Here is a 26,287-nt window from a genome sequence, read left to right as displayed (position 1 = left end):
TCATTTTTCCTTATCTATCTATTTAACGAAGTGGGATTTTAACCCTCTGGTCTACCCACTTTTTGTTCTTTCAGCACCCTATACAGGGTAGTCTTGCTGACCCCTGTAAGAGCGGTGATCTGGCTGATGGTACAGGCGTCACTTTTATAAAGTTCAATGGCCTGCTCAATATCCTTGCTCTTGGTAGGTGGCCTACCCACCCTGCCTTCAGCACAAGCCTTTCTATAACCTGCCTGCTGTTTCTTTTTCTGGAAAAGCACATACAAGCGGGTAAATTCCGTAATGCTCCCCAAGTAGTCCTCACCAGACAAAAAAGGTTCTTCAATGCTACATAGTGAAATCTGCTTGTCAGTCAGTTTTTGAAATACATTTATCAAATTCATCAAATCATCTGCCAAATCTGCGACACTCCTGATAATTAACTTATCGCCTACATCCATACTCTCCAAAAGTTTGCAGAATTCACCCCTGTTATTATCCTGGTCAAAGACAAGCTGTTCATCTGTAAGCCCCATCTTCTGGATCAGTTGAAAAACTGGTTGATTGCTGTGCTTTTCTACACCATTCCCATTTTCCATCACATAGGCCCAAACCATAGGTACACCCCCTTCCTGTTATTAAGAGGGAATAGGGGAACTTCCCGTATTCCCTACACAATGAAAACTGTATCAAAATCCCTTGACATTTTGGATTTATGACCACAATCTAAGGGGTTTGGTAATAAATAAAAATATTTGCTGATTTTTTGCATCTAATATTTTCAGCACCATAAAATATAGGTAAATAACACTTTAGATGCTCAAAAAATAAATATTTTTGCCTTTATTCCCTTGAGAATGCGGAAATAATTTAAATTCCCATATTCATCCTATTTTGGTAATAAATTGAATTATGACCAAAATCCCAATGGACTTTGACACTTTCCCGTAACCCATCAGGGAAAAGGGGAAGGACTACAATCCAAAGGATAACAGAACCATCCCCAATCCCATAAGGTTTTGACACACTCATTAAGTTCCTGAGCGTAGAAACTTAATCTGCACTTTGAAACACTCAGTCATAAAATTTTCAAACTCTAAAAATTCAATCTTATCTTTACATATCTGACTGGGTGAGTAAATCAGCAGCGTGTCAAACCTTGCTTTTGCGTCAATTACCTTGACTTCCCTAAGAATATCTTTTGAACCACCAAAAGTTACAATACAATCAATAACCTCAATATTACTTTTCCAAGCCTGCATAGCGAGTTGACAGGCCTGATAAACTGCTGTCCTAATACCACTTTTATCACTCTTGACTTTCAAAGCGATTACCGCTTTTTCCATAAACACCACCTCTTTTTCTTAGTCCATCTTCCTGAACCACTACTCAATATAAAAATTACTGTCCCACATTTCCTATAACTGTGTCTTTCTTTTCCATTTATGCCCTTCATTTTTCTGAGAAAAGAACAAATAGTGGGTAGTGCTGCTGACAAAGATGAACCCCACGCCGGTACCGGCGTGGGGTTAGTGTTGAATGTACATATTCAAATCCTCAACTCTGACTCCAGATCTCCTTGACCTTTTCCAAATCGTCTGCTGATACGGTAGAGCCAGCCATATTTTCAAACAGATAACTGACCTTTGCGATAAAATCAGGTTTCTTTATGGGCATCAGGTGATGTTCTATACACCATTCATTGTACCTATCATACATACTGCCTTTATCGTGAAACTGACACTCAGACCTGATATTTTGGATAAACCAACCTTTGGAATTGTTGAAATGAGCGTATTTCAGGGTTTCATAAGTCAGTCCTACACCCTCTCCACCAAGTAACTTCTTTTTGTCTTTGGCAAACTGCTGTGAGGTTTTCTTCTCCATATTAGCATATAGAACACCCATTTCATTTAGGCGCACACCAACAAAATACTCTATACCACTCTTTTTCTTTTCAAATGACCTACTTATTTCCTCATAGAATTTGTTACGGATAGTGGGCTTAAAGTTGTTGTCCCTACACCAATTTTTATAAGTGGAGAAAAGCAAGGTGGTTTGTATTCTATCAGTTGAATTTTCACTTTTTCCCAAACAATCCTCAATAAACTGCTGAGTGATATCCATTTCTTTTCTATACTCACCCTTATAAGCCTGCATACTATCGGTCTCAAAAATCTCTTTTTCTTCTAAAATCAAATCTAAACCTTCTAAAATCCAGTTGAAAATCCCTGCTTTTTCTTGCTCCAACTTACTCTTTAGGGTGGGGTCTTTTTGAGTAATGACCTGCTCAAACGGGAATAGGCGTAACCTACCCCAGGCTGCTGTATCTCTGGGTGGGATATACGGCTTGAAATTACTGTCAATAAAAATTAAGCCTATCATTTTGAATTTATCCATACTGGTGCTGTAATTATTTCTGACACTTATGGTGGTCTCACCAGTCAGAGCCTTAACCCTACCCGTATCCAACTTGTCATTTTCGCTTGCTTCTGAGGTGGTAATCATCAAGGTTTCCCTGAAATCATACATCTCTGGTCCACGGGTTTTATCCTTGTTGGTCTGCATTAAAAGAGAATTGTCTACGGACGCTCCATACTCACCCAGAACATCGACCAAGATATTAAGTACAGTTGTTTTGCCAGTGTCTTTGGGTCCAATCAGCAGCATCAGCACCTTTTTTGCTGGTAACTGCTCTTTTGCCAGACACAAGCCTACAGCCTTTTGGAATTCACGCCTGACGGCTTTATCGGGGAGTAATCTCTCCATCATTCCTGTAAACTCTGGACAGGTGGCGTCAGGATCATACGCACACCCAGTAATTTTGTGCTGATTATATGCTGGTGAGTGAGGGAGGAGCTGCTTTGCGGTAAGGTCTAAAACACCATTTTTCATATTGATATATGGACTTTCATAGTACCCAAGCAGGTCATTTCCTACATCCATACCCTTGTACTTCTTCAGCACATCTTTTGTGTGTGCGACTGACACATACCTTTTGCTGGAGTTCAGCAGTTTCAACGCCCATTTCTCAAAGTCCTCAGCATTTTTATCATCCCTTGTGGCTGCTTTTTCAACTACATACTGAAAAGCAGAATGTTCCACCAACCCTAATATTTCTGTAATGTAATTTATGAGTATTTCAGGGTCCATACACCCCAAAAATCTATTTTTCCTCCATATATAGTACAACCCAAACTTGCTGCTGAATTTCAACTGCTCCCCAGAAACACGCCTTACAATACTACTCCACCCATTAACATTGTTATCCTCTTTATGAAGGTCTGGGATGCAGATGATATTTTTGCTCTCATACTTTTTTATGTACTCCATCAGATATGATTTTAATTCAGGGTCTTTGACCAAGGGGTCTTGCCCATCGCCCAGCCATTTTTTGATAGACTGAAATTGTGGCTTATCATCTACAAATAAAACTATCTGTGACCCATCCACCTTACCCGTATCACCCTGAGTATCCACCTGGACTACCTCAGCAGGCGTATAGACTTTGGTACAGGTGGAACTTGCCTTCTCAATATCTTTGCGTATATCACTCTCGTATTTGCTCCACTTCCCATTCCTACCATAAGCCAGATAACAGGGGCTTTGCTTGAAAAGCCTTTCTACCTGAGTAGGGCAGTTACCCGTATAGTAGGTCAACTTTGAAATTAAAGCAAAATCAGCGTAGTGCTGCTGTGTGTAGAGGGGTTGTCCCTCGTTATCTTTTACCTCAGCCCACTTATCGTTCCAAAGCAGACTGAATTTCTTGTCTTTGAGGGCCACACTTAATACCTGCTGGTCTGAGTATTTCTCCCCGTCTAAGGGGTCTATTTTGCCCTGTCCTACCTCATACTCAGAAGATGGGCTTTTCTTCTGAAAATAATGTTTGTGAAGATTCCTGATGCCTTGAATTGTGCGTTCATCATCTGAAATATCAAAATCTTCAACTTTGTTACCAGTCATAATGATAAATCGATTGTTATCGTAAATCTCAACAGGGGCGATAGGCGAAGCCCCTGTTTTCAAGGTCTCGTCCAAAGCTCCTCTTGCCAAAAGGTGGACCCCTTTTCCTGAAATACTGGTTTCCATATAAGTCTGGAAATCCTTTACGGTTCTACAAAAAGCGTGAACTACTTTCTCTGCTTTCTGCTTTTCGTCCTCAGGAGTCAACTTATCCAGATGCAGGTCTACATCTATAAAAATCAATTTATCGTCTTTGGTTATAGCGTACCCTATACCCTCACATAGACCTGCTTCAACCAGCTTAACTGCTTCTTCAAATGTACCCCAGGTAGATGGGTCTGATATGCTGGCATAAGTGATAAATCCACCTATACTCTTGGGGTCAATGGGCTTTTTCCCTTGCTCTCCAATCTTAAAGCCTACCCACTTTCTGTTCTTTTTCAACTCCTCTGGAATACCATCTATATTTAATTTCACCATATACGAATACCTCACTTTCATCACTCTATAAAATCCACTCCCTTCAAGGAAAATCAGCAACTTCCCAAAATCTGAAATACGAAAAGGAAGTATCCCCGTTTTTCAGCATTTTTCGTTTTCTGCTTTTTCCTGATTCCACCCTTAATTTTTCTTGTTATATCTGCATTTTCAGCATTTGGGAAGTTCAACTTCCCAAATCCAAACTTTTACCCAAGCAAAAACCCTTGCCACATAAGGAAAAAATACAGTTTGGGAATTTGGGTAATCCCATTTCATAACTTTTTCAAAATTAAAAATGTAAATTTATTTTTTAGATAACGGGGCGATACCCCATTATAATTTTTTATAAAAAAGTTTTCAAATTCTGTCTCCCAACTTCCCAAATGGCTCAAAATCCTTATCTGGTGTAGGTTTTCTTTGGGAAGGCAGTCTCCCAAATGGGTAATTGCCCTTTTTCTCAGTAGTGGCAAGGGTTTTGGGGGAAGGGAGCAGGATCAACTTCCCAAACTACCCAAACCACCAAAAACCCTTATCGGTAGACACCGGCAGCGCCGGTGTCTACCCCGCCATCCATCAACCCGCTTTGGGGAGCTGGTGGGTGGTGGTGTATGTAAAGACTATCACCCCATGCAGCCAATCAATGTCTGCAGCGTCAAAATCCTCAATACACCAATCCTGAAGCTCATCCACCCCAACAGGCTCAAATTCATCCAACGAAATCTGAAACTCAAGCCCTCTGAACTTAAAGAGAATTGCACCTTCTCCCCAGTCTATACGGGGAAACTCCACCACCTCTGCTTTTCCAAAGGTAGACACGCCACCCGCAAAGGGGAGAGATGCTGTCACCTTAAAGCAGTCTATCTGCTCACCATCTTCAAACTTCTTATTATGCACGATTGCACCTAACATAAAAATCCCTCATTTCTAAAAATTATTTTTCATCCACAAGTAGCAGGAAAAAACACTTACCACAAGTGGATATGAGCAGTAGGGGAATCGAACCACCTATGTAACCATTCTGCTCTACCAGTTTTGCACGTTGAGGTAATTTATTTATGTTCAGACAAGCGTAAAACTATTTTCTATCAAATTCTTTCTTCTTCAATCCTGTCGTATTCACAGTCAGGGCATAGGCCATCTTCTGAAAGTACACCTTCATAACAATACCAACCACACTTACTACACTGTTCATAAGACGAATCAGCAATGTCTTTGCAAATCCATACAGTTTCATCTTCTGATACCCACAGGCTAACAAACTCATTAGAAGGTCTGATACATGGATAGCACTCTGCACAAAAATCACAAAACCAACTATTTTTTTACAATCTTCACACACATACTCATAGTCTTCTGTTTCAGAGAAATAAACATGAGTAAATTCATTATCATTTTCCTTAGTACAAACCTTACCACAGATAGGACACTTACCCAGCACCTCAATCTCTTCCTCATTCTCAACTTCAAAAATCTCATTATTTACCATATCAGTTTCCTCCTTAAAATATTTGGTTTACCCACAAGGGGCAAAAGCAGTAGGAGGAATCGAACCATCCTGTAAAACACCTGTCCTGCTGTTATAATATAATTTTAACTGTCGCTAAACTTCTTTTTATGCCCAAAATTATTTCGCTTTAGCGTGAATGAATACTAACGCATTGTTTTTGTGAAAGCAAGACCCATAAAAGCGTTGTAACATAATTGTAACATTGCAAAAATGTATTATTTTGATAGCATAAAATTGATAATATCAAAAAAACTATTATAAAATCTACATTTTCTTCATGTTTTATAAAACTCCTGCCTGTTTGTATAAAATCCAGCACAGTGTGTATAAAACCTCCAATTGATAGAGTAGAGGGGATACGAAAAGCCCCGCCGGTTCACCGGCGGGGCTGATACAATGATGGTGGGGGGATATTTTGAATATACATCTTCAAAAGAACAAAAAGTGTGCTGAACTATCCTTCAATAATAGTATCAATCAGCTTTTCCAAAATGGCTTGAATGACAGGAACAGTAATGGAGTTGCCTACCAACTTTCCTACTTCCTCATTAGTAAATCCATTTTCTCTGAGTAGGGTTCCATACTCCATAGGAAAACCTTGAAAACGCATCAGTTCTTCACTGCTCAGATAACGCACACCCTTTTCATCTTCAACCAAGGTCTGACGTACATAAGGATCATTTTTTCCTGCATTTGTGGTTAAACAGGAAATGTAAGTTCTCCTGAAATTTGGAATATAACTCTTTTTATTTGCTATACGCTCTTTTGCTTTAAGCACCTGTTTTTCTGTAAGATAATATTCGTCCGATACATTTTTCTCATACCAATCTTCTGCTTTTATAATGTCAATAGGGGCTGTGTCCTTGTTGATGGGTGGGTCTGGAAAATCAAAGGTGATGGGAATATCTTTCCTGATCATCACAAAAAACACCCGAGAACGATTCTGAGGAACATTGAAATTCCTGCTGTTGTATGTTCTATAATAGAGTTTATAACCTACTTCCTCTATCTTCTGAGAGACGATTTCAAAGTCGTACTTCAAAAATTGCGCCACATTCTCAAATATCAAAAATTTTGGCTGTGTCCATAAAGCTATCTGCAAGGCTCTATAAAAAAGTCCACTACGGGTCAGCCCATCTACCCTATCATAGAGAAGGTCAATGTAACTTGGGTGAGATTTCCCTTCTTCCAAAAGGCCAGCACGCTCTCCCGCATTACTGACATCCTGGCAAGGTGAACCAAAAATCATTAAGTCATAACCCGATAAATTGTGCTTGCAAGCTTCTCTATCCATCTCCATAACATCAACAAGGTCATTATCCATATTGATATTGTGGAGCAAAGAGTAGGCCAACGAGGTTCTATTATTCTCCTCACAATATCCCACTGATGGAAAAGTAATTCCTCTTTTTTGCTCAATATTTTTCAGTGCTTGCTCAGGTGCGCCTATCCCGCTAAAAAGTGTCAGCACTCTTAGTTGGTAGTTCTTTGAAGAAAGAGTTTGGGCAATCCCACCATTACACTTTCCTATATGATGTGCGTACTGAAAAAACTTCTTCACAAGTTTTCTGGTAGAGGAAATGTAACTTTCTGAATACCCTTTCAGGGACAGGCCAAGCAGGAGAATGTCAATATCTCCATCTTGAATATCTGCAATATCCTTACTACTCCATCTTTTTAAGTGAGCATTATATAACGCCTGATACTTCTTTTGGGAACTGCTGCTCTCACAGTCTGCTAAAAAACTGCTGAACACCGTAGAAAAGGTATTATCAATGGCTGTTGATTTGGCAGTCCCATTCCATTTATCTGCTGAGTACAACTCTATATTTAATCTGAGTAATCTGCTGCGATGTGCTACTTCTTCAGAGTCAAAACCACCTTGCTGGATATATGTAGGCTTTTCCCCAACTCCAAGGGTTATTTTGATTCTATAAAACCAGGTTCCATCTTTCCTCTGATAGACGCCCTTGTACTTCTCACTCTTTTTGTATCTTTTGTTCTCTCCCACACATCAGCCCACCTTTTGTTCTTTTTCTACCAGTATAACCCAAGACTGAGATAGTGGCAATCTTGAATATACACTTTCAAACAAAAGAACAAAAAGTGTGTCACTCCCACCCCCCATATTTTGAGTAGGTCAAAAGAACAAAAGGTGGGTAAGGGAAAGGCAGCCATCCTCCTGAAAATCCAGCTCCAGATCTCATTTTTAGACATACCACTCAAAAACCCTTACAGGACAAGGAAAACAGCAGCATCCTGATTTCTCAGGTCTGGCAAGGGTTTTAATTCCTTGCTCTGTCTGTACTTTTCCTTCCTGTCAAAAACAATTTTTTACGATTTTGAGCATCTAAAGACACCGGAGACCACCCGTTGGTGGTCTCCGGCTGCTTAATCGTCCATAATATCAAAATTCACTTCTCCACCAGCTCCATAGGGCAGTCGCAGTCCAGGCACCCAATATGTACTTCCTTGGTGGCTCTCACGCTGCACCCGCAAGAGGGACACAGGTATTTCCTGACATTACTTTTTTTCTTTCCTGTCTCTGCTCCACCATCAGGATCACCACCAGAACCACCCTCAGCACCACCAGACACACCATACCAGCCTGTCCTACTCAGGTCAATACCTGTCCACCCCTGGCCCTCTATAAAGGCGATAAGACCCTCTGAGGGGCTGGTAGGGGAGTGACCAATCCTACTATCATACCCAATCACCAGGCCACGCTTTTCTGCTTCTGCTTTGAATTTCTTGTTATGGTAGGTCCCACCCCTTGAGGTGTCCTTGATACCAGCCATAGCACAGTAGTGGTGTACCATCTCATGTATCAAGGTGGCTATGGTAAATTCAATGGGTCTGTTCAAACTTTCTGCCCCCAGATTGATTTCCCTATATCCCTTTTCATCCTGACGCCACGCATCCCAAGTAGTATAGTGACCATAAGCCTTAGGGCTGCTCTGGACCGTGATAACCACAGGGGGAAGGCTGCTCTCAAAGTAGACCTCATTCAGCACGCCGTAGGCGTGTTCCAAAAATTCTGTTATCTCACTTACACGCATAAAAAAATCCTCCTTGAAAAAACATCTTCAAAGAGAATAAGTTCAACTGTCCCCGTTTATGTTGAGGACAGATTTATTTATGCCTATTCTGTTCATTTTTAGTTTATTTTTTATAAATCCCTAAAAATCAAACAGCAAAGGCACTTTCACAACCCTTTAATAAAAAGAACATCAAAAATACCAAACTTATAAATACACCCCAACCCATTACTGTTCCAAACTCTATCTTCTTTCTTGAATCTTTCTTCTGGATTAAATTGTATATCCAGAGAAAGGAGGCAGAAATCCATGAACAAGTGCAAGGTGATTGCTGTCACCAATCAGAAAGGCGGGGTGGAAAGACGACCACCACGGTCAATTTAGGTGTGGGACTGGCACAGCAGGGGAAAAAGGTGCTGCTGGTGGACACAGAACCCCAGGGAAGTCTTACGGTGAGTCTGGGCGTGAAGGACCCGGATGACTTGGACACGACCATCTCTGACCTGATGCAGAGCGTTGTGGAGAATGCGGTGATTTCACCGATGGACCGAGGTATCTTGAAGGACATTGAGGGTGTCAATCTTGTACTATCCAACATCGGCCTGTCCAGCTTTGAGGTGAGCCTTGTGAACACCATGAGCCGGGAGTTTGTGCTGCTGGGCTACCTAGAGGCAGTCAAGCAGAGCTATGACTATGTTCTCATCGACTGTATGCCCTCGCTGGGTATGCTGACTATCAATGCCATGGCTGGTGCTCATTCCATGCCAGGCAAACTATCTGTCCACCAAGGGCTTGAAGCTACTGATGGGCTCAGTTGCAAAGGTGCGGCGGCAAATCAATCTGGCGCTGAAGATCGACGGTATCCTGCTGACCATGGTGGACAACCGCACCAATAACGCTAAAAGCATCATTGGTGCCCTGCGGCAGACCGGGAGCTATCTTCGGGTGTTGAACACAGAGATCCCCTTTTCCGTCCGTGCGGCGGAGTGCAGCGTGGAGGGAAAGAGAATCTTTGCCCATGACAGCAAGGGAAAAGTGGCGGTGGCGTATACCGCGCTGGTGAAGGAGGTGATTGCCCTTGAGCAAAGGAACCGTGATCGATCTGGGCCTGACGAGGCTTATAATGACTTGGTTTCGACCCAGGCAGAACGGGACAACGCCCAGCGCAGTTATGTGACCGACTTGCCCACCACCGGGATCAGCGACTTTCCCTCCCACCCGTTCAAAGTGCGGATGGACGAGGAGATGGAGCGGCTGGTGGATAGTGTGAAGGAACGGGGCATCCTCTCCCCGGTGCTGGTGCGGCCCATGCCGGACAACAGCTATCAAATGGTGTCCGGCCACCGGTGCAAGCTGGCTGCAGAGCTGGTGGGCCTGCCCACGGTTCCCTGCATTGTCCGGGAGCTGACCGACGATGAAGCCATCATCGTCATGGTGGACAGCAACCTTCAGCGGGAGCAGGTCTTACCATCAGAAAAAGCGTTTGCCTACAAAATGAAGCTGGATGCCATGAAGCGACAGGGAGAATGCACAGATTTAACTTTTGGCCCAGTGGGCCAAAAGTCTGCTACTATCAATTCCAGAAACGATTTAGCCGCGGAAGCCCCCGATAGTTCCAGGCAAATCCACCGCTATATCCGCCTAATAAACCTGATTCCCCTAATTTTGAGCATGGTTGACAATACTGTGCTGAAAGAAACGGGCAAGCCGCAAATGGCCCTGCGCCCCGCCGTGGAGCTGTCCTATCTGCCAGAAAGTGAGCAGACCGCCTTGCTGGAGGTTATGGAGGGCGAGGACCGCACTCCGTCCCATGCCCAGGCCATCAAAATACGGAGCTTTTCAGAGCAAGGCAAGTTAAACCCGGATGTGATCCTGTCCATCATGCAGGAGGAAAAGCCAAATCAGGTGGAGCAATTCAAAATGGAGTGTTATCATAAAAGTTGAGTCCCGGAACGCAAGGAAAGATGGTAAAATAGAGAAAGCTGAGGAGGGCTCAACATGGGAAAGAGGTACACTGCGGAGGAGCGAGCAGAGGCATTGAAGCTGGCGGACGAGATCGGCGGGGCGGCAGCGGCCCGGCGTCTTGGGATCCACAGAGCAACCCTTTTTCCCAGATTCAATGCGGCCATAAAAACTTCTGTCAATATTCAGCGTTCGTGCATTTTTTCTTGTGTGCATCCTTTTTGAATGCAGAGTTGGCGAATACGCTTCCCACTTTCAGTTATGTCATAGCTCATATGTATAGTCTCCAATCTCAGAATTTTGGAGGATCTGAGGTTGGAGATCGTGGCAAAAAGGCTGTGGGGTCTGCGCTGGCCAACCTGCACATGGTTACCAGCTTCAGACCTCTTAGGTGGAACTCTGAGGCTGGTGATCATGGGTATTTGGCGATATAGGGCTGCCACACTGTGGTGTCGTCCCAGCTGCACAATTTTTCGACATGAACCATCAAAACTCGACAAAAACAGAAATCCGATGTTTCACAGAAACATCGGATTTCAAGAAAGGAACAGACGTATAATGTTTTTTCGCAGAGCAACCTGCGTTTTGGATGCACGTATATCAGCAGCACCATATATTTTTTCTCTTTTCATTGCTATATTTTTCTTGTATTAATCATAGCATTGGATGCTGAGCTGCCGGCCAGACCACATGGTATTGATTTTCTGGTTAATCGGAAACTGCTGTGCTCGATAAAAGGGTGCCCTCCCGTATAAAGAGCATACGGGGGGCTAAGAGAGGAGAACAGGATTGGTCAATCAATTCAATCCTGCCGGCCCTTACATTGATTGGTGACACACAGCAGCAGGATCAATCCCAGCACATCCACCCCGATAAATACAGCATAGGGCAGTGTGTAGTCACCATTGGAAATTGTGAGCAGAACAGCCATCAAGGCGAAAGCAGCCTTTTGCAGCAGAGAGGCAATGGGAGATACCAAACTGTTGGCAGCTTGAAAATCATGCCGGCCATACACGGAAATGACCAGAGAAGGCATCAGATTCAGCAGGCCGCCGATGCCAAAGCCCACAAAGAGAACGGCAATATAGATGAGGATCTCCACCTGTGCAAAAATCAGCAACAGTAGGGCGGCGATATAAGACAGGGAGTAGACACAAGAAGCGGGCTTGGTCCCCACCTTCTGGTCCAACCAACCCCAAAAATAGGAGCCGACCAGCCCAATCAACGCGGCTACGGTGAGCATGAGCATAGCCTTGCCTTGGGCCGCTTCAGCTCCCATAGCGGGAGCCCACACGCTGATCATCCGGGGCACAAACTGGGACACGATCCCTACAGTGACCATCCACAGGAGGCCAAAGCCGACGGCAATGAGCCACATATCCTTATCCCGCAGCAGACGTCCCACAGTGAAGCTGCTCTTGTAGGACTTCATCTCGTTGAGTTGAGCAGACAGCTGTTCGCCGCCTTCTTTGATGTTATCGGGATAGACTCCTACCTCCTCCGGATAATCCTTTACCCAGAAGAAGGTGATGATTCCCATCAGCATCACCACGATACCCACGCCCGCAGAAGTCATTGGCAGACCGATGGCACCGTACAGGGTGCTCAACAGGGCTACAAAGGTGGCTGTGGCCAAAGGCGCGCCCATGGTGGCCCAGCCCAGCGCAATGCCTTTCTTGCGGGGAAACCAGTTGCCCATCAGGGTGGCGGTAGAAATGAGTCCGAAAGCGTTGGCCACAAAGCACAGCGCAGTGAGTACGATCAAATATAAAACGGGGGTGCTGGCAAAACCAAAGATGATATACAGGATACCGGCGATAATCAATGATATGCCGGACATCAGGCGGACACCTGTTTTCATGCAGATGTGGCCAAATACCACACCGCCCAATACACCAATGACACCGGCAGGGGTGGCCAAACCCAGAAGCAGGTTTCGGTCCATTCCATACATACCCGCAAACACATCCGGGTAAAGGTTCATGCTGTCTACACAGAGTCCTGCGTAAATATAGTAGAGCAGGAGTGTGTAGATGATCATGCTCCAGCCCCATTTGCCGAAGCGGTTGTTGGTCAACTGCTTGCTGTCCATAGTGAAGTTCCTCCCTTGTCAAGATATCCAGACGGTCCTTTCTAAATTGGCGCTACACTGCGTTATTACGATTGCTGATCCGCCGCAAGCACACTGAGCAGCGCAATGTTGTTGTAGAGAGTCACATCAGTATCGCTCCGGGAGCAATCCAAGATTGGAAGGCGGAACCCCTGATATAGAGGCCCGTACTGCTTCACGCCTTTCGCAAAGCGAAGCACCAGCTTCGAGCCGATATTGCAGGCTGCCGCATCTGGGAAAATGAGCACATTGGCCCTGCCGGCAACCTCGCTGGGGCGTTTCACCTTCTTTGCCCCGACGCGTTCGTCAATGGCGGCATCCGTCTGGAATTCTCCGTCGATCTTGAGATCCGGGCGCAGCTTTTGCGCCAAAGCCAGCGCATCGCGGATCTTCTTGACAGGTTCACTGGAACCGCCGCTGCCGTCGGTGGAGTAGGAGAGGAACGCGCACCGGGGTTCGACGCCCGTAATTGCGCGGAACGTCTCACAGGAAGCAATGGCGATGCTGGCGTGCTGCTCCACCGTAGGAGAAATGCAGACCGCGCCGTCGGACATACCGAAGCAGGTACCCTGCTGGCCGCCGAAGTCCTCCGCCTCCACGATCAGCATGCCGGACGCGGTGGGGACTCCGGGCTTCAGGCCGATGGTGCTGTTGGCCGCCATGATGAACTCATAGGTGGTGGCGTTCACCCCGGCCAGCGTGCCGTCCGCGTCGCCCACGGCCTCGATCACCAGAGCCAGGTACAGGGGGCTGGTGATCCGTTTGGCAATGAAGCTCTTGGGCATCACTTTCTCCGGCAGGGCGGCATAGCGATCCAGAAGGGCGCTGACAAAGGTCTCGTCCCCCGGGTCAGCAATGGGGATGCCGGCGATGTCCAGGCCCAGCTCGTCCGCCCGCGCCTGTACCTCGGCGGCGGGGCCCACCAGGAGGATATTGGCGATCCCGTCGTGATGGGCCTTTACAGCGGCCTTCATCATGTAGTCGTTGTCGTACTCAGGAATGGCTATGGTTTTTACATCGGCCTTCGCCTTTTCATAAATCGAATCAATAAAGCTCATGCTCAAAGCCTCTCTTTCACCTTGGCGACGAACTCGCCGATGGTATTCAGCAGGCTGGCCTCCTGGATCTCGATGGTGACCTGGAGCCTCTCCTCGATCTCAGAGATCATCACGATCATCTTCATGGACTCGTTGGAGAGGTCCTCACGGATGTCCGTGTCCAGAGAGATAGTCTCCTTGTCCACGCCGTAGGCCTCGGCCGCGCATTCGATAACGGTCTGGCCCACCGGGTCGTCCACGGGGGCGGCGGCGCGTTTCGCGGCGCTTTCCTTGGCCTGGGGTGCGTTCGGCGTCCCCGCGGGCTGAGGATCGACAGTGATGCCCTTCCGCTCCTTTACCGTGGCGACGAACTCGCCGACGGTGTTGAGCAGGCTGGCCTCCTGGATCTCGATGGTGACCTGAAGCCGCTCCTCAATCTCGGAGATCATCACGATCATCTTCATGGACTCGTTGGAGAGGTCCTCGCGGATGTCGGTGTCCAGGGTGATGGCCGCTTTGTCTACGCCGTAGGCCTCCGCCGCGCAGCTGATGACGGTCTGGGCGATCTCATCGTCCGCGCCGGCGGGTCCAGCTGGGACTGGGACCGCCGCGGGGGCGGACTCCTCGGCCTTCTTCGCGGGCTTCAACTCGGGGATCTTCTTGAACTCGCTCTCCCCGTCGATCTCCCACACCACGACCTTGACATCCTCGTCCTGGATGATCAGCGGCTTGACCGCCACGGGCTTTTCGCTGATCGCCTTGTCGAACTCCGCGTATTTGTCGTAATCCACATGCAGAAGGCTGGTGTTAAAGGGGTCGGCGCCGGGGATCTCCACTTCGACGGCGAAGTAGTCGCCGTGCTGATTGCGGAAATCAGGGTCGCCGAAAGCACCCTTGGTGGGCAGGGCCTGCTTGACCACGCCCCGCACATTGGTCAGATCCACCCACTCGGTGTCCAGACCGCCGCAGGCGTTGCAGCAGAGGAACGGGGGAAACTCGATGTGTCCGCACCGCAGGCATTTGCGGCCCAATATCGTGCCCTCTTCCAGTGCGTCATAAAAGGTCTTTACGATGGGCTTCAAATCATACTTTGTCATGACAGCGTTTCCTCCCATCTCACTTTTTCTCCAACATGATATTCAGCAGGTTCTGCGCGCCGCCGAAGCCGCGGAGCATGGTGCGCTTCACCTCGTGCTTCACCTGGGTGGCCCCGGCGTCGCCGCGCATCTGGTGCACGGCCTCGTAGAGATCGTGCAGACCGGAGGCGCCCGCCGCGTGGCCGTAATGGCAGCGCCCGCCGTTGGAGTTCACCGGGCGGTCCCCGTCAAAGGCGATACGGCCATCCCGGACATACTGCCAGCCCTCTCCCTTGGGCAGATACTCGCAGATCTCGGCGGCCAGCATCTGGGACTGGTTATAGAAATCGTTGGTCAGGAATAGATCCATATCCGCGCCGGTCAGGCCGGTCAGCTCTTTCATCTGGCGGTAGGCGTTCGTGGTGGCCTGCATCTCCAGCCTCGGGTTGCTGTTCTCCAGACAGGAGTGGCCCACGCCCAGCACCTCGATGGGATGGTCTGTGTACTGGTAAGCCTTCTCCGTCGGGCAGACGATTACGGCGGCAGCGCCGTCGCATCGCTGCTCAAAGTGAGCACCCCGCATATACTTGCCGATCAGTGGGTTGAACTTGGAGTGGAGGTACTCATAAGCGGAGTCCATGCCCGCCTCGGCGGCCAGCTCGTCATAGGTTTTGCTGGTGATGGCGGACAGGGGATTCAGCGCGGCGGCCCGGCGGCTGTGAATGGACAGCGCCGTCATAAAGGCGTCCACGTCCTCGGGGCTGATATTGTTCTCTTTGACGTAATAGTCCAGCCAGGACTCGGAGTTGAAGGGAAGGGCGCCGCGGGTGAACAGGGTATAATCCCGGGGCAGGGTGGAGCACAGCGTCTCATGGAAGATGGCGTCGGTGCCGAAGCGGCGCTTGGTGAGCACGCGGGTGGGATAGGCGATGGAGTAGGGCATCTCGATGCAACCGCTCAGCACCATGTCATACTGCCCGGAGGCCACTAACTGCACCGCGGTCTCCAGAGCCACATAGCCCGTGGCGCAGGCTTCGCTGTGGTGGTAGGAACCCTTGGCCTTCATGCCGATCCAGTTGGCGACGTGCATATTGGGGGTGGCGTAGTTGCTGGTCCAGCCGGGGCCGGCCTGACCGTGGATGTAGAACTCCACGTCGCTGCCGTCGATCCCGGCGTCCTTCATGGCGTCCCGGGCGGCGTAGCCAAAGAGTTCCGGTTCACACAGGCCGTCTACGGCGGGGTCGTCCAGGACGCGCACAAATGGAGTGGCGCCCACGCCGATGATGGATACGCTTCTGGAATAGGGCTTCAGTTTCGGGACGTTATCGTTGAAACTCATTTCGTTTCTAGCCTCCTGTCTGATAGAATTGATTGGTTGGAAGTTAATGGATCCATGCGGCAAGTCGGATCGCCGCATGGTTCCATTGAGTTTTCCGGCCTTGCCTGATTTACCGCATGATGTAGCTGGTGTGCAGCAGCTTGTGGGCCTTCTCGCTGCCGGGCTTTCCAAGGTAGTCCGCGTAGATCTTGTTCAGCTCCGGGTTCTCATGGGACTTGCGCAGGACGCTCTGGTCGTCGTTGAGATAGAGCGCGGCTGCCCGCACTGCGGGGACATCCTGCAGTGCCTGTACCACCGCCGGTTGGTGAGGCTGTCCGCCGCCGTTGACGCAGCCGCCGGGGCAGGCCATGATCTCCACGAACTGATAGTCCGCCTCACCGGTCTTGATACGGGTCAGCAGGGCGTTGGCGTTGGCCAGACCGGAGACCACAGCCACCTTGACCTGGGTGCCGTTGAGGTCGTAAGAGGCTTCCTTGATGCCGTTCATGCCGCGCACGTCGGTGAACTCCAGGTTCTCCAGAGGCTTCCCGGTGAGCTTTTCCACAGCGGTGCGCAGGGCGGCCTCCATCACGCCGCCGCTGGCGCCGAAGATCACACCCGCGCCGGTTCCCTCACCCAGAGGTTCATCAAATCGCTCCGAGGGGGAGATGGCCTCCAACTGGATCTCGGCGTCCTTGAGCATGGTGCCCAGCTCGTTGGTGGTGATCACATAGTCCACGTCCGGCACATCCGCGCCGCACTCGTCGGGGCGGGTGATCTCAAACTTTTTCGCCGTGCAGGGCATGACGCTGACGGTGATGATCTTCTCCTTGGGTATGTTCATCCTCTCCGCATACCAAGACTTGATGATGGCGCCAAACATGGTATGGGGGGATTTGCAGGTGGAGAGATTGTCCAGCATATCCGGGTAGAAATGCTCCGCATACTTTACCCAGCCGGGGCAACAGGAGGTCAGCATAGGCAGCACACCGCCGTTCTCAATCCGCTCGATCAGCTCGTTGGCCTCCTCGATGATGGTCAGATCGGCGCCCACCTTGGTGTCAAACACCTTGTCAAAGCCCAGCCGCCGCAGCGCACCGGCGATCCGGCCCTCTGTATCGATGCCGATGGGGAACTCGAAGTTTTCACCCAGGGCGGCCCGGACAGCCGGGGCCACTTGTACCACGACAAACTTGTCGGGATCCGCAATCGCCTCTTTTACCAGCTCCCACTGGGGCTTTTCCGTCAGCGCACCCACGGGACACACGGCCACACACTGGCCGCAGTTGACACAGCTGGCCGCGGCAAGGCCCTTCGGGGACGCTGGTTCAATGCTGGCCTCTAAACCGGTGCCGGTGGCGGCGATGGCGGAGACAGCCTGCATCTTAGCACATACATTGACACAGCGCTTGCAGCGGATGCACTTGTTGTTGTCCCGCACCAGCACCACCGAGGAGAGGTCTAAGGGCTGGATGCTGCTCATGGGCAGCTCCGCCTCGTCTGTAAAACCGTACTCATGGAGCAGGTTTTGCAGCTCACACTGGGTGGAGCGCATACAATAGACGCAGGACTTGTTGTGGATCGCCAAGATCTTGGCCAGCGCCTCCCGCCGCGCCGCCATCACCGCGTCACTCCGGGTCTGGATCTCCATGCCCTCACGGATGCGGGTGGTGGAGGCGTTCATCAGCTTGCCGTCCACTTCCACCACGCAGACGCCGGAATCGTCCACATCGACGACGCCCTTCAGGTAATAAAGGGTGGGGATCGGCTGCTGTAAAAACTCCCGCTGGAATTTCAGTGTCTCAAAGGACGCGTCCAAGATTGTGATCCCACGCTTCATGGTATAGTCATAGCCGTTGATTTTGATATTGACTGTGTTCATTCCCGCACCCCTCCTTATTTGTAGTATTCTTCCACATGGCCTTCAGGGATCTGGTACCCCTCCGGGCGGATGGGATATCTCCACATGGGGATGTCCTCCGTGAACAGCTCCATCTCGCCGTCCTTGCCCTGACGGATATTGATCCACTTCAGCCAGTTTTCGTTATCCGTCTCGGGATAGTCCGTCCGGTAGTGGGGATACATGATGCCGCGGCTCTCCTTGCGCATATCCGCGGAGCGGAAGATCATTTCCAAGCACAGGATGGTGTCCGCCGCCTCCAAGCACTTGGAGAGCGTGTGGGGGTCGTCCGCCGTGAGCTGGGGGATCAGCTTTTTCATCTCCGCAATGTCCTGATAGACCTTATGGATCTCAGCCTCGCTTTTCAGGACACACTTGTTGACATCGAAGATATAGCGCTCGATCATATCATAGATCTCCTTCGGCTGCCGCCCGTTGGGACGGTTCAGCGGAGCGTAAATCTTTTCCTTCAGTGTGGCCACCTGCGCAAGGTCAAGTTCATCCCAATCCGCGGCCGCCGCATAGGGAGCGATGCTGTCGCCGGCCATCATGCCGGTAGTGGCGGCGTTGCCCAAGCCGTCGCCCCGGGTCCAGCCGAAGTAAGCGTTGCCTTGGGTGGAGACCTTGCCGGGGGCCCACAGGCCCTCCACATCTGTCTTGATGTCGGTATCCACTTTGATTGGCTCCACTTGGATGACCGTTTTGATGGTGGCCTCCGGTTTCGTGCCCACATCGCCGATGTTTTTCGCCGTCTTGGTGAACACCAAATGCTCCCACGCCATCTTGTCGCGCAGCATACGCTGGGTGGACTCGTCCATGTCCGTGCCGCCGATCATCATACGGACCTCGTCAGGCTTCTCCAGATCCACCCACAGCGGCCCATTGCCCGCCGCAATCTCCTGCACCATGGCGTTGACCAAGGTGGGGGTCACCTCCCACTCGATGTGGCCGATATATTTCTGGGTCAGGTTCTCCCCGTGCTTGTTGCAGATCATGTTAAAACCGCCATAGATGGGCGTGTTGGTCTTTTTGAATACCACGTCCACTTGGGTGGAGAACTCCACGTTCCGCATCACCGCGCCGACGCGGTACATGGCGCCTACGCCGGTGCCGTATCCCATAAACTCCAAACCGATCTTCTTGAAATGGCAGCCCTGCGTGGCCATAGCTACCGCCTTCGCGTGGAAGATCTTGCATTCGCCGTGGTCCATATCAAAGCCGATGGCGCCGATGACCTTGCCAGTTTTGCTGGTCAGCAGTTCAAAAATGTTGACACGGCTCATCAAGCGGATACCCAGCTTCAGGGCAAAGGACCGGAGCTGAGCGTTGACGTTGATGGAGATGCCCGCCATATCCAGTGCGTCAGGGATAAACGGCAGCGGCGTGGCGTTGCCCTGCTCATCGCAGGAGAGCTGGACGCCGCAGTGCTTCATGTAGTCAATGTTGTCCCGATGAACCTCTAAGTACCGCTTGAGGAATTCCTGATCGTTCAAAAACGGGGTGTGGGCGTTCACCAGATAACCCAAGGCGTTCATCACGCCGTCCGGATGCTTTGAGGTGGCTCGGATCCCGTTGCCGGCTTTTGTGGATTGCCCGTTCCAGCCGATGACGCCCTTGTCGATCACCAGAATATCCAGCTCCGGGTTCTTTTCCTTGGCTCGGATGGCAGTGGTCAGGCCGGCCATGCTGCCGCCGACAACCAAGATATCCGCAGTAAACAGTTCACCGTAATCCTTCACATCTGCCATTACTGTTCCGCCTCCTTTTTCTTCATCAACTCCGCACTGTACTCCAGCGGATCGACCTGCAGCGTAGCGATTGCCTGAATGTCAATGACGTTGTTCAGGCAATCCATTTCACACTGATAGCACAGGACACATTCATCCGGGTACTTCGGATATGCGTGATGGTGCTCCTCGTCCCATTGCCACACGTTCTCCTGACACCTGCGGATGCACCGCCTGCACCCGCAGCAGCGGTCTGTATCCACCACATACCGCACGCTCTGCTGTTGACCTCTGTTTTCTACGACCATTCTTCCTTGCCCCTCCGTTCAAAATAGTTTTGTTTGTGTTTCTCCTTCGGTGTATTTTATCTACTGTAGACGATCCCTGCCGCCGGCAGGAACGTCACAGGATTCATATTGGATCACGGCAAGAAACGAATCCACTTGGTTAACGCTCCCGCGCACATACAGGCACTGTCCCTCTACGGCGTAGCCCAGCGCCACCGTCTGGCCTTCCATCAACTCGTTGATATACTGCATCCAGATGGAGCGCGGTTCATACTGCCCATGGTGACCGCCCGCCCAAAGCTCATCGGCCCATTGCAGATAACAAGTGTTGTTCATATGCCCATTCTCGTCGATTTCATAGGCACAGACTGTCCGTACAAATCGGTTGGGCAGTTCCTCGGGGAACGCCCTGCGCAGGCTGGGGACATCTGCCTCTCCGGATATCACCACCTCCGGCAGAACCGGGATTTCTGCCGCCGTCAGCTTCCGACTGGCTCGATCCATGGGCAGAAACAACACCGCGGCACTGACCAGCGTCTCGCCCGTATCGGCGAAAAACGCGTATTTCCGAACGTGCATGGAGCATTTTTTCCGGCCCGGCCAGATCCGCACCAAAAGGTTCTCATCCAAACGGGGCAGCCGCTTGATGTGAATGGAGGTCCACCCGACGACCAAGGCGATATTCTTTTTCTCCACCGTTTCCCTGTCCCAGCCGTACGCCTCCATCTGCCGTTTTACAGCGGCCTCCATCACTTTGGCCAGCACATGGGGTGGCATCCGCCCGGACGAGTCTATGTGACAGTGGGAGACAGTGAACTTCATCTCCAGCACACCCTCGGGACAGTGCGCCGTGAACGCGGGAAACTGTGCCCGCCCTGTCTCAGTCAAACGCAAAACCGCTCCATACCGGCTTGCCCGTGTACGTCTTGACTTCCTCCACGCCGCTCAGGACACGGATTGCCCCGGATGCCAGCGCCTCGGTCTCGAAGCTGCCCGGATAGACGTAGACGGGGGCGATCCAGCTCAGATCCTTGGTGAGCTGTTCCACCAAGACCTTGTCGTTGGCAAGGCCGCCCGTCATCAGGATGGCGTCCACCTGCCCCCGCAGGGCCCCGGCCATCATGGCGGCCCATTTGACCATCGTATATTCCATGGCATCCAGCGCCAGCTTAGCCCGCTGATCTCCGGCAGGAATCAGTTCGCTGCGGATTTTCCGTACATCGTCGGTACCGCACAGCTGCATGAGCCCGCCCCGGCGGGAGGCAATCTCGTTAATCTCCTCCGGCGTCATGCCCCTTCGGATCAGGGTCATCACATCGTCAATGCACAGATCACCGCTCCGGTTCGGGCAGATCGGACCTTGGCCGTCCCCGATGCGGGTGCTGTCCACAGCCCGCCCCTTCTCGTGGGCGGCGATGCTTGTCCCGCCGCCCATGTGCAGAATCACATAATTGCAGTCCTCATAGCGCTTCTTCATCAGTTCGCTGTGATGAATGGCCACCTGCTTCATATTCAGCGGATGGGCGTGGGAGGGCCGGTACAAATCTCGGATACCGGTCATCCGGGCCACATCGCTCAACTCGTCCGTACTCATGGGATTTACGAAGTAGGCGGGCACATTCAGCTTTGCCGCGATTTTGGCGGCAAGCACGATGCCCAGTGTGGCAGGATGATTGATGCCTTCCACGTCGTGCAGCGCGTGCTCATAGGCGAGGTCGTTGATGAGATATGTACCGCCTGTGCAGGAATGGACGCCTACGCCCCGACCGGATACGGCGTCAATGGATTCCAGTTCGACCTTTGCCTCCCGCAGCATATCCCAAATCATTTGCTCACGCTTGGGTACCTGATCCTCGAAATTCGGGCAGTCCTGAAACATCCCTTTCGGGGTGTCCACGTTCAGATCCAGCAAAATCTCGTCCCCACGGACCAGCCCGAGCTTTGTCCCCGTCGAACCGGGATTCACCGTTAGAATCGTGTAGGCGTTTTTCATCAGCATGTTCCTCCTGTTCCCCTATAAACTTCCACGAATTTTTTGTTGCGAACCAGTTCGTTTTTGAATAATATAATTATAATCGGGTTGTCCCTAAATGCCACATACATAGCTTTTGGAAAAAGCAAACCCGTTTCCTACAAACTTGTACGATGAATGTAGGCAACCGATTTGCTATAATTACAAAGATACGACAGAAAACGGCATGAGAGTTTTCCAGAGGAGGAAGGTTTCATGTGTATTACCGTCAGTTTGCTTCAGAAATTATTCGACGCCCATGATAAAACCGAGCTGTTGGGCGCCCCCCTCGGAGACGACCGCCTGACCCGCTGGGAGATCCTTCGGGAGCAGAATGTCTCTCCGCTACCGGACACGGTGTATATCAGCGACAGCTTGGAGGCGGTTAAGCGGCAGACGCAGAGCGGTTGTGGCCATCTGGTGTTCTGCACCGGCCCCGCATTTGAGAAAGCGCAGTTGCTGAACGCATGGCAGGGCTGCATTTTGTTCATCCAAACAGAACAGACAGGGCGCATCGTCCAAACCATTCGGGAACGCTTTCTCATAGAGGATCAAAAAAGCGCCATGAGCGCTGTGCTTTTGGATGCCTTGACAGGGGGCGCAAGGGTTCAGACGCTGGTGGATGCGGCCTATCCGTTCCTGCGGAACCCTCTCGTGGTTTTCGATTCCTCCTACTGGATCGCTGGCCTTACCAGACAGGCACTTCAGGCCCAAGAAATGCAGGTTACAGATCTGCTGCTTGAAAACGGGGGATTTTCCAGCGGGGATTACACGTTCGCAAATCGCGGGGCACTCCACAGCCGGGTCAAAAAGAGCAAAATTCCGATCATGGCATTCCATGAGCAGATGCAGATCAACCAGCTGCTGGTATCTGTCTGCGCCGAGAAGGATTACGGCCATATCGTGGTCAATGAGTTCGAGCACACCTTTACTGAGATGGACAGGGAGCTTCTGATGGTTCTGCGCAGCTATATCTATTTGCAAATGAAACACGATGAGCTTCTGCACCAAAATGGGAAACGGCCGTCTGAGCATTTTATCCTCGATCTGCTGGATGAGGCGGTGGTCGTGAGCGGCGCCTATCAGGCATTTATTTATCAGCTGGACCGCACCTTCCCCGGCAATATGCGCTGCCTTGTTATTTCAACAGAGCTGACGCCGGGCGCTGTCAATATGCTGCAAATACGCAATCAGCTTGAATACCTCTTTGCCAACAGCAGGATTGTCGTTTATGAGAAAAAGCTCCTCGCCTTGGTCCCGGTCATGCCCAACGGCAGGCTTTCGGAAGCATCGCTCAAATCGTTTTGCACGTTCTGTGTGAAAAATAAACTCTATGCCTCCCTCAGCAACCATTTTTCCAATATTATGGAGATCCGTTCCTACTATATTCAGGCACTGAGGGCTTTGGAAGCGGCACGGGCCATTCACGACGTGCCCGGCTGTTACCGATACGAAGATTATTATCTTGTGCATTTGAAAAATTTGTTCCTGCAAAAGGAGCCTCTGGAGGTTTTCCTCTGCCCCACACTGAAATGTCTCTCTGCACACGATCAAAAAAACAACACTGAACTGGCATATACCCTCTATATGTATTATTTGAACGACAGAAATCTAGTCCAAACGGCAAAGGCGATGAATATGCACCGTTCATCCCTCAATTATCGTTTTGAAAAAATCAACGAGCTTTTGGGAGAACTACCTGAATCTGCCACAGAACGGCAGTATTATATCCTTTCGTATCAGTTTCAAAATTCCGCGCTGGAATGTTGAGTAAACATACAGGGGAGCAGGAGGAGATGGCCATGATCAGGGGGATCGGAATTGATACGGTCGTCATCGGAGACGTCGAGGGTCTGTTAAAACGTATGAGCAAAGGCACTCTGTCCAAAGTATTTACCCAGGGAGAATTGTCCGCCGCCCAAGAAAAGGCAGGCCCGGCAGAATATCTTGCCTCCCGATTTGCTGTAAAAGAGGCTGCGTTTAAAGCAATTGCCCCAAGGCTGGCTGACAAGGGATTTGACTACCGCCGAATCGAGACGAGAAACAATGAGGACGGAAGCCCATATATCTATGTTGACAGCTTTCTCCAAGCGATATTGGACTGTGCCGAGATCACATCGCTTTTCGTTTCCATCACAACAACCGGCGGCATGGCCACTGCTTTTGTTGTTGCAGAATCGTGAGTTTATGACCTGACATTAAAATCCTTGCCATGCGTGGAAGGTACAATTTTGTGTCAAAAAGAGTCATGCCGTACCTGACCAACTCAGGTACGGCATATTTTTATATGGGAAAGGCGTGACTATATGGAATACTGTAAAGGTGCTTATATGACGAGTGTATCAAAGTTCCTACTGTTTTCTATAGGTTGTGTCCAGAATTGGACCTGTTGACAAAAGTCCCAAATACCCCATTCCCATGGTATAATTGAAATAAGGGAGGAATGGAGCATGATGGGACGGCAAAGCGGTCAAATGAGTATGGTGATTCTGGATATAGCAGAATTAATTCCACGCGATCACTTACTTCGGAAAATCAATCAGATGATTTCGTTTGACTTTATCTACGATCTTGTAGCGCCATATTACCCTGCAAATGGCCGCCCATCTGTTGACCCTGTTAGTATGTTTAAAATGCTGCTGGTGGGATACCTTTACGGCATTAAGTCAGAGCGCCGACTTGTCCAGGAAATTCAGCTAGACATTGCTTATCGTTGGTTTTGTGGCTTTGAACTTGGAGAAAAAATACCGGATCATTCTACCTTCAGCAAAACAAGAGTCCGCAAGTGGAATGAGAGTAGCTTGTTCCAACAGATCTTTCTGAAAATTGTCCGACGCTGTATGGAACAGGACTTGATAGACGGCAAAGAGATGGCCGCCGATGGCAGCTACATCCCCGCCGAAGTTTCAAGGAACAGCTGGATCGATATAGAAGTTGAAGTCGAGCAGAGTATGCTGAGCTATCTTGACGATCTGGACCAAGAGCTTGCATCACAGCCGGGATTTAAAAAGCCGGCGAGTCATACAATCACCAAAAAGATTACAACAAGTACAACAGATCCTGAGTGTGGCTATATCCACCACGGGAGCAAACGAGGTGTGGGATACCTCATGGAAGCGACCGTAGATTGTAAGCATGGGATTGTTACAGGAGTAGACGTATTCCCGGCAAATGAAAAAGAAAGTCTCTTGGTTTTGCGGCATCTTGAACGGCAGCAAAAACAGTTGGGCCTGTCTATGGAGAAAGTTGCTTTGGATAGAGGGTATGATACTGGTGCCGTTCACAGGGGTTTGGAACTATTGGGAATTACCGGTTATATTCCCACCATCCGTTTTCCCAATGACCCAAGTAAATATGGATTTTCATATGATCCGCAACAGGATACATTTATTTGCCCCATGGGACAGCCCCTTGTATATCACCGTCTGAACTGCAATAAGTCCACAGGGAAATACCTTCGCTGCTACCAGGTGCAAGGGGATGTCTGCCGGAAATGCACTTCCCGTAAGGCTTGTTTTGATACGGCCAGTGTGCGTAGAAGAATTTTGGCCAGCAGCTGCTATCCTGCGTTTTACAGAGGGCATTTAAGGGTCAATACTTCGGAATACCTACACATGATGAGGAAACGAAAAATCTGGGCCGAAGGCAGCTTTGCGGTTATGAAGCGCGAACACAATCTTTCCACAATACATAAGAGGGGCATTCTCTCAGCCATGGAGGAATGCCTCCTATCTGCCATGGCATTAAATCTCAAGAGGATGGTTAAGGCCATCTTTTCCGCAATACATATGGATAAAATATGGGCTGAGAATATAATTTTTCGGCCCATATTTTATCTTTGTCAACAGGTCCAGAATTTTTCGCACTTTAGTTCGCAGACTCTGTTGTAAAT

At 49.8% G+C, this 26,287-nt stretch carries 21 protein-coding genes and 1 pseudogene; 6 read left to right on the top strand and 16 right to left on the bottom strand.

The window, feature by feature from the left end; genetic code table 11:
- Nucleotides 1-38: 38 nt before the first annotated feature.
- The 7 genes from B5F94_RS03805 to B5F94_RS03775 form a co-directional block, all read right to left on the bottom strand.
- Nucleotides 39-596 carry a helix-turn-helix domain-containing protein gene (locus tag B5F94_RS03805; protein WP_087271997.1) on the bottom strand — a complete coding sequence of 186 codons (558 nt, stop codon included), beginning with the start codon at nt 594-596 and terminating at the stop codon, nt 39-41.
- 414 nt (nt 597-1,010) lie between these two features.
- Complete coding sequence (locus tag B5F94_RS03800) at nt 1,011-1,325, bottom strand: hypothetical protein (RefSeq protein ID WP_087327863.1); 315 nt, start codon at nt 1,323-1,325, stop codon at nt 1,011-1,013.
- Nucleotides 1,326-1,536: 211 nt separating this feature from the next.
- Nucleotides 1,537-4,422, bottom strand: coding sequence for a phage/plasmid primase, P4 family (locus B5F94_RS03795; protein ID WP_158100249.1), 2,886 nt, complete (start codon nt 4,420-4,422; stop codon nt 1,537-1,539).
- A gap of 573 nt (nt 4,423-4,995) precedes the next feature.
- Nucleotides 4,996-5,331: a hypothetical protein gene (locus tag B5F94_RS03790; RefSeq protein WP_087327857.1), complete on the bottom strand. Its 336-nt coding sequence runs from the start codon at nt 5,329-5,331 to the stop codon at nt 4,996-4,998.
- A 166-nt stretch (nt 5,332-5,497) separates the two neighbouring features.
- The gene (locus B5F94_RS03785; protein ID WP_087327854.1) at nt 5,498-5,908 is read right to left on the bottom strand and encodes a hypothetical protein; all 411 of its coding nucleotides are present in this window, start codon (nt 5,906-5,908) and stop codon (nt 5,498-5,500) included.
- 475 nt (nt 5,909-6,383) lie between these two features.
- Nucleotides 6,384-7,940: a DNA (cytosine-5-)-methyltransferase gene (gene dcm / locus B5F94_RS03780; protein ID WP_087327852.1), complete on the bottom strand. Its 1,557-nt coding sequence runs from the start codon at nt 7,938-7,940 to the stop codon at nt 6,384-6,386.
- 403 nt (nt 7,941-8,343) lie between these two features.
- Entirely contained in the window at nt 8,344-8,988 is a 645-nt protein-coding gene (locus B5F94_RS03775) for a SprT-like domain-containing protein (RefSeq protein ID WP_087327849.1), read from the bottom strand.
- 288 nt (nt 8,989-9,276) lie between these two features.
- Between B5F94_RS03775 and B5F94_RS16670 the strand changes: the two are divergent.
- The 3 genes and pseudogenes from B5F94_RS16670 to B5F94_RS03765 form a co-directional block, all read left to right on the top strand.
- Nucleotides 9,277-10,053: pseudogene (locus B5F94_RS16670) on the top strand (AAA family ATPase); the annotation flags it as partial.
- Between the two features lie 147 nt (nt 10,054-10,200).
- A complete protein-coding gene (locus tag B5F94_RS03770) occupies nt 10,201-10,911 on the top strand; it encodes a ParB/RepB/Spo0J family partition protein (RefSeq protein WP_343212784.1) in 711 nt (236 codons plus the stop codon).
- Nucleotides 10,912-10,965: 54 nt separating this feature from the next.
- Entirely contained in the window at nt 10,966-11,154 is a 189-nt protein-coding gene (locus tag B5F94_RS03765; RefSeq protein ID WP_087327846.1) for a hypothetical protein, read from the top strand.
- A gap of 577 nt (nt 11,155-11,731) precedes the next feature.
- Here the strand turns inward: B5F94_RS03765 and B5F94_RS03760 are convergent.
- The 9 genes from B5F94_RS03760 to buk form a co-directional block, all read right to left on the bottom strand.
- Complete coding sequence (locus B5F94_RS03760) at nt 11,732-13,021, bottom strand: MFS transporter (RefSeq protein WP_087327843.1); 1,290 nt, start codon at nt 13,019-13,021, stop codon at nt 11,732-11,734.
- 65 nt (nt 13,022-13,086) lie between these two features.
- Nucleotides 13,087-14,097, bottom strand: a complete 1,011-nt coding sequence (locus tag B5F94_RS03755) for a phosphate acyltransferase (protein WP_087327840.1) — start codon at nt 14,095-14,097, stop codon at nt 13,087-13,089.
- Between the two features lie 2 nt (nt 14,098-14,099).
- Nucleotides 14,100-15,173 (bottom strand): phosphopantetheine-binding protein, encoded by a 1,074-nt coding sequence (locus B5F94_RS03750; protein WP_070103852.1) that lies wholly within the window; start codon nt 15,171-15,173, stop codon nt 14,100-14,102.
- Nucleotides 15,174-15,192: 19 nt separating this feature from the next.
- A complete protein-coding gene (locus B5F94_RS03745) occupies nt 15,193-16,491 on the bottom strand; it encodes a thiolase family protein (RefSeq protein ID WP_087327837.1) in 1,299 nt (432 codons plus the stop codon).
- Between the two features lie 109 nt (nt 16,492-16,600).
- Nucleotides 16,601-18,352: an NADH-dependent [FeFe] hydrogenase, group A6 gene (locus tag B5F94_RS03740; protein WP_087327834.1), complete on the bottom strand. Its 1,752-nt coding sequence runs from the start codon at nt 18,350-18,352 to the stop codon at nt 16,601-16,603.
- A gap of 14 nt (nt 18,353-18,366) precedes the next feature.
- Nucleotides 18,367-20,118, bottom strand: coding sequence for an FAD-binding protein (locus B5F94_RS03735; RefSeq protein WP_087327831.1), 1,752 nt, complete (start codon nt 20,116-20,118; stop codon nt 18,367-18,369).
- Nucleotides 20,118-20,405, bottom strand: a complete 288-nt coding sequence (locus B5F94_RS03730; RefSeq protein WP_087327828.1) for a 4Fe-4S dicluster domain-containing protein — start codon at nt 20,403-20,405, stop codon at nt 20,118-20,120. The genes B5F94_RS03735 and B5F94_RS03730 overlap by 1 nt, the downstream gene beginning before the upstream one ends.
- 60 nt (nt 20,406-20,465) lie before the next feature.
- Entirely contained in the window at nt 20,466-21,206 is a 741-nt protein-coding gene (locus B5F94_RS03725) for an acyl-ACP thioesterase domain-containing protein (RefSeq protein ID WP_143383352.1), read from the bottom strand.
- A 58-nt stretch (nt 21,207-21,264) separates the two neighbouring features.
- Nucleotides 21,265-22,377: a butyrate kinase gene (gene buk, locus B5F94_RS03720; RefSeq protein WP_087327821.1), complete on the bottom strand. Its 1,113-nt coding sequence runs from the start codon at nt 22,375-22,377 to the stop codon at nt 21,265-21,267.
- A gap of 234 nt (nt 22,378-22,611) precedes the next feature.
- Here buk and B5F94_RS03715 point away from each other — a divergent pair, with 234 nt between their 5' ends.
- The 3 genes from B5F94_RS03715 to B5F94_RS03705 all read left to right on the top strand — a co-directional run bounded on the left by B5F94_RS03715 (nt 22,612) and on the right by B5F94_RS03705 (nt 26,285).
- Nucleotides 22,612-24,165: a PucR family transcriptional regulator gene (locus B5F94_RS03715; protein WP_087327818.1), complete on the top strand. Its 1,554-nt coding sequence runs from the start codon at nt 22,612-22,614 to the stop codon at nt 24,163-24,165.
- Nucleotides 24,166-24,197: 32 nt separating this feature from the next.
- Complete coding sequence (gene acpS / locus B5F94_RS03710; protein WP_158099467.1) at nt 24,198-24,578, top strand: holo-ACP synthase; 381 nt, start codon at nt 24,198-24,200, stop codon at nt 24,576-24,578.
- 267 nt (nt 24,579-24,845) lie between these two features.
- Nucleotides 24,846-26,285, top strand: a complete 1,440-nt coding sequence (locus tag B5F94_RS03705; protein WP_087327811.1) for an IS1182 family transposase — start codon at nt 24,846-24,848, stop codon at nt 26,283-26,285.
- Nucleotides 26,286-26,287: the final 2 nt, after the last annotated feature.

This window comes from Flavonifractor sp. An4 (assembly GCF_002161755.1).
GTDB classification, from domain to species: Bacteria; Bacillota; Clostridia; order Oscillospirales; family Oscillospiraceae; genus Flavonifractor; species Flavonifractor avicola.
The sequence above is the reverse complement of the archived record's forward strand: the minus strand, read 5'-3'. Positions and strand labels throughout refer to the sequence as shown.